Genomic DNA, 5391 nt, shown 5'->3' on the forward strand with positions numbered 1-5391 from the left:
GGGGCGGCGACCAGGACGCCGCCTAGGGCGGCACCTGCCAGGGGGGCCGATCTCGCGCGCCGTGGGGGGAGGGGCCAGACCACCGGGGCCTCCACGGAGTGGTTTCGGGGGTGTTGCCCGGAAGCTACTCACTGGACGTGATCTATGCAATCCCTTGCCGCAACTTTCTGAATCGTGATGGGCGCGAGGGCTCCTCCGGAGGCCGCAGGCTCATCGATGATGAGGGTCTCAATCCTGCAAAACCCCTACGAACTGCGGATATCCTTCGTTTCACACGTGGTGGACGGGTTGTCGGGGTTCGCGTGGTTGAGTGCGGATGTAACAAGTTTGCAGACTCTTGCAGCAAGTTCTTCCACTGGGCTTCGCGTCGGCGTAACGTCCGGCGTACTCCACACCGGTCGGCGGCCCTCGGGCCCGGACCGGCCCCCTGAGCTATGAGGAGAAATCATGCGGCGAGCCTTCTCGGCCGCGACTATCGTCGCGGCCCTCGCCCTGGCGGTCTCCGCCTGTGGCGGCGGCGACAGCGGTTCGACGGCGGCCCCCGCCCAGTCCGCGCCCGCCGACCCGTCGAAGATCAGCGGCGAGATCACCTGGTGGGACACGGTCCGGCCGGACAGCGAGGGCCCGACGTTCCAGGCCCTGATCAAGGACTTCCAGGCGAAGTACCCGAACATCAAGGTCAACTACGTCAACGTCCCCTCGGACCAGGCGCAGAACAAGTTCCAGACCGCGGCCCAGGCCGGCACCGGCGCGCCCGACGTGATCCGCTCCGAGGTCGCCTGGACCTCCCAGTTCGCCTCGCTCGGCTACCTGCAGCCGCTGGACGGCACCCGCGCCGTCGAGAACGAGTCCGACTTCCTGCCCGGCCCGCTGAGCAGCACCAAGTACAACGGCAAGACCTACGCCGTGCCGCAGGTCACCGACACCCTGGCGCTGATCTACAACAAGAGGCTGCTCAAGGAGGCCGGCTGGGAGAAGGCTCCCACCACGGTCGAGGAGCTCAAGCAGGCCGCGCTCGACGTCAAGGAGAAGACCGGAGCGGCCGGCCTCGCGCTCAACGTCGACGCCTACTTCCTGCTGCCCTTCATGTACGGCGAGGGCGGCGACATGCTCGACGTGCAGAACAAGAAGATCACCATCAACTCGCCCGAGAATGCCAAGGCGATGGGCGTCGTCTCCGATCTGATCACCTCGGGCGCCGCGTCCAAGCCCGCCATCCAGGACAGCTACGCCAACGCGATGACCGTCCTCAAGGACGGCAAGGCCGCGATGATCTACAACGGCCCGTGGGCGCTGGCGGAGCTCTACCAGGGCAAGGAGTTCAAGGACAAGGAGAACCTGGGCATCGCCCCGGTCCCGGCGGGCTCGGCCAAGGCCGGCGCCCCGACCGGCGGGTGGAACTACGCCATCTACGCCGGTTCCAAGAACATCGACGCCTCCTACGAGTTCCTCCGCTTCATGAGCACCGTCGAGGCCCAGGCCAAGGTCGCCAAGGAGATCAGCCTCCTGCCGACCCGCGCCTCCGCCTACGACAACGCCGACGTCAAGGCCAACCCCGACGTCGCCGTCTTCAAGCCGATCATGGAAACCGCGACCCCGCGTCCGTGGATCCCGGAGGGCGGCCAGCTCTTCCAGCCGCTCCTGGAGGGCTACCAGTCCCTGGTCGGCGGCAAGACCTCCCCTGAGGACATGCTCAAGACGGTGGACGAGAAGTACCGCGGCATCTTCAAGGACTGGAGCTGATCCGTGGCGACCTCCACTGGACGTGTGACCGGCACGACCAGGGACCGGGCCGCGGGCGCCGCTGACGGCGCCCGCGGCCGGGGCCGCCCCAAGCAGGCCGGCCCCGTCCGGCGGGCGGTCTCGCAGTACTGGTACGCCTGGGCCATGGTGGCCCCGGTCGTCGTGGTCACCGCCGCGCTGGTCGGCTGGCCGCTGGTCCGCGGTGTCTACCTCTCCATGACCGACGCCACCGAGGCCACGATGGGCCGCACCATCGGCGTCAACGTGATCCCCTCGACCTACGAGTTCACCGGGCTGGACAACTACGTCGACATCCTGACCGGCGGCCTGTTCTGGGAGAAGCTGACCTGGACGGTGCTGTGGACCGTCGCCTGCGTCGCGCTCCACTACGGCCTCGGCCTCGGCCTGGCCCTGATGCTCAACCGCAGGCTGCGCTTCCGCTCGGCCTACCGGCTGATGCTGGTCCTGCCCTGGGCGATCCCGCCGTTCGTCGCCGCGTTCATCTGGCGCTACCTCTACAACAGCGACTTCGGTGTGATCAACGCGATGCTGAGGTCCGCCGGCCTGGGCACGGTGGGCTGGCTCGACGACCCGACCACGGCGAAGATCGCCGTCATCGCGGTCAACGTCTGGATCGGCGTCCCCTTCATGATGCTGGCCATGCTGGGCGGCCTCCAGTCGATCCCCAGGGAACTCTACGAGGCGGCCGAGGTGGACGGCGCGACGCCGTGGCAGCGCTTCCGCTTCGTCACCGTCCCCGGCCTGCGGACCGTCTCCAGCACCGTCCTGCTGCTGGGCACGATCTGGACGTTCAACATGTTCCCGCTGATCTTCCTGATCACCGGCGGAGGGCCGGGCAGCTCCACCGAGATCCTGGTGACCTACGCCTACCGCGAGGCCTTCACCGGAATCCGCAACTACTCGGGCTCGGCGGCCTGGGGCGTGCTCATCCTGCTGCTCCTCGTCGTGATGGCCGTCGTCTACCGCCGCGCGCTGCGCAAGCAAGGGGAGGTCTGGTGAGCGCCGTCACCACCCGCAGGAGGGTCCGCGGCCGCGATGAGCGCAGTCTCGGCGGCTCGGTCCTGCTGCACGGGACGCTGATCGTCGCGTCCATCATCTCGCTGTTCCCCATCGTCTGGCTCGTCCTGACCTCGCTCAAGCCGCGCGACGGCTGGCTCTCCACCGAGCTGAAGTTCTTCGACGGCACGTCGCTGGACAACTACGCCCGGGTGCTGACCGAGACCCAGTTCCCGAGCTGGCTGCTCAACTCCATGATCACCGCGGGGCTGACCACGGTCATCGGCGTCTTCCTGGCCTCGACGACCGGGTACGCGATCAGCCGCTTCCGGTTCCCGGGCTACCGCGGGATCATGTGGATGCTGCTGGTCACCCAGATGTTCCCGGTGGCGATCCTGATCGTGCCGCTGTACAACCTGATGGCGGGCCTGGGGCTGCTCAACCAGATCCCGGGCCTGGTGATCGCCTACATGACCGTGGCGGTGCCGTTCTGCGCGTGGATGATGAAGGGCTACTTCGACTCCATCCCGCGTGAGATCGACCAGGCCGGCATGATCGACGGGCTGAGCCCGTTCGGCACCTTCTGGCGGGTCATCCTGCCGCTGGCCCGGCCGAGCATCGCGGTCACCGCGTTCTACTCCTTCATGACCGCCTGGGGCGAGGTCGCCTACGCCTCGGTGTTCATGACGGGGGACGACACGCGCACCCTCGCCGCGGGCCTGCAGCAGTTCGTCGGGCAGTACTGGGCCGACTGGGGCCTGATGACGGCCGCGGCGGTGCTGATCGCGGTGCCCGCGGCGATCGTCTTCCTGCTCGTCCAGCGCAACCTGGTGGCCGGCCTCACCGCCGGCGCCACGAAGCTGTAACACCACTGTGCTATCACGTCCTGATATGTCGCTTGATCGGGGGACAAATATGACCGAGCTCGTCCACGCGGACCGTGTCGTCGACACCGCGGAGGCCGCTCCTCGCCAGTGGTGGCGGGACGCGGTGATCTACCAGGTCTACGTGCGTAGCTTCGCCGACGGCAACGGCGACGGCATCGGCGACCTGCTGGGCGTGCGGAGCCGGTTGCGCTATCTCGCCGACCTGGGGGTCGACGCGATCTGGCTGAACCCGTTCTACACCTCGCCGATGGCCGACTTCGGCTACGACGTGGCGGACTACCGGGACGTGGACCCGATCTTCGGCTCGCTCGCCGACGCCAAGGCCCTGATCAACGACGCGCACCGGCACGACCTGCGGGTGATCGTCGACGTCGTGCCCAACCACACCTCCGACCAGCACGCCTGGTTCGCCGAGGCGCTGGCCGCGGGAGCGGGCAGCCCCGCGCGGGAGCGCTACATCTTCCGCGAGGGCAAGGGCGCGAACGGGGAGCTCCCGCCGAACGACTGGGAGTCGGTCTTCGGCGGCCCGGCGTGGACCCGGCTGCCCGATGGGCAGTGGTACCTGCACCTGTTCGCCCCCGAGCAGCCGGACCTCAACTGGGAGAACCCCGAGGTCCACGCCGAGTTCGAGTCGATCCTGCGGTTCTGGCTCGACCTCGGCGTGGACGGCTTCCGCATCGACGTCTCCCACGGCATGGTCAAGGCCGAGGGCCTGCCGGACGTCGGCCACGCCGACCAGGTCAAGATGATCGGCACCGAGGTGGTGCCGTTCTTCGACCAGGACGGCGTGCACGAGATCCACCGCGCCTGGCGCCGGCTGCTCGACACCTACCCCGGCCGCATCGGCGTCGCCGAGGCGTGGGTGCCGTCCCTGGAGCGGCTGGCCAACTACGTCCGCCCGGACGAGATGCACCAGGCGTTCAACTTCCACTTCCTGACCACCCCGTGGGACGCCGCCCGGTTCCGCAAGGTGATCGACGAGTCGCTGACGTCCTCCGGCGCGGTCGGCGCGCCCGCGACCTGGGTGCTGTCCAACCACGACGTCAAGCGGCACGTCACCCGCTACGGCCACGGCGAGCTCGGCCTGCGGCGGGCCCGCGCGGCGGCCCTGCTGACGCTGGCCCTGCCCGGCTCCACCTACGTCTACCAGGGCGAGGAGCTCGGCCTGCCGGAGGTGCTCGACCTGCCGGAGGAGTGCCTGACCGACCCGCAGCGGCTGCGCAACCCCGAGGACGGGCGCGACGGCTGCCGGGTGCCGATCCCGTGGGCCGACGTGGAACCCCACTTCGGCTTCAGCATGCCCGGCATCGAGGAGACCTGGCTGCCCATGCCCGCCTCCTGGGGACCGCTCAGCGTCGAGTCCCAGCTGCGCGACCCCGCCTCCACGCTGCGCCTCTACCGGGAGGCGCTGCGGATCCGGCAGGACCGGCGGGCCCTCCGCGAGGAGCCGCTGACCTGGCTGGACTCCCCGGAGGGCACCCTCGCCTTCACCCGGGGCGACGACATCGCCGTCACGGTCAACCTGACCGGCGAGCCGGTCGAGCTGCCCGCGCCCGGCAGGCCCCTGCTGGCCAGCGCCGAGGTGGAGATCACCGGCGGCACCGTGCGGCTGGCGCCGGACTCCGCCGTCTGGTGGGGACGCGATGACGCATAACGGTGCCTCGTTCGGCACCGGTACGGCCCGGCTGACCGACATCGCCGCGCAGGCGGGGGTGAGCGAGGCGACGGTCAGCCGGGTGCTCAA

5 protein-coding genes are annotated in these 5391 nt (G+C 69.2%); all 5 read left to right on the forward strand.

The window, feature by feature from the left end; translation table 11 throughout:
• The first annotated feature begins 447 nt into the window (after positions 1-447).
• Positions 448-1743: an extracellular solute-binding protein gene (locus ACWJ6R_RS29265; RefSeq protein ID WP_449065321.1), complete on the forward strand. Its 1296-nt coding sequence runs from the start codon at positions 448-450 to the stop codon at positions 1741-1743.
• 24 nt (positions 1744-1767) lie between these two features.
• Positions 1768-2763: a carbohydrate ABC transporter permease gene (locus tag ACWJ6R_RS29270; protein ID WP_449065322.1), complete on the forward strand. Its 996-nt coding sequence runs from the start codon at positions 1768-1770 to the stop codon at positions 2761-2763.
• On the forward strand, positions 2760-3626 hold the full coding sequence (locus ACWJ6R_RS29275) for a sugar ABC transporter permease (RefSeq protein WP_449065323.1): 867 nt from the start codon (positions 2760-2762) through the stop codon (positions 3624-3626). Before ACWJ6R_RS29270 ends, ACWJ6R_RS29275 begins: the two co-directional genes overlap by 4 nt.
• A 49-nt stretch (positions 3627-3675) precedes the next feature.
• Complete coding sequence (locus tag ACWJ6R_RS29280) at positions 3676-5301, forward strand: glycoside hydrolase family 13 protein (RefSeq protein WP_449065324.1); 1626 nt, start codon at positions 3676-3678, stop codon at positions 5299-5301.
• A partial coding sequence (locus ACWJ6R_RS29285) for a LacI family DNA-binding transcriptional regulator (protein WP_449065325.1) occupies positions 5291-5391 on the forward strand: 101 nt, incomplete at its 3' end. The genes ACWJ6R_RS29280 and ACWJ6R_RS29285, both read left to right, overlap by 11 nt.

The sequence above is a fragment of the Planomonospora algeriensis genome (genome assembly GCF_977012225.1).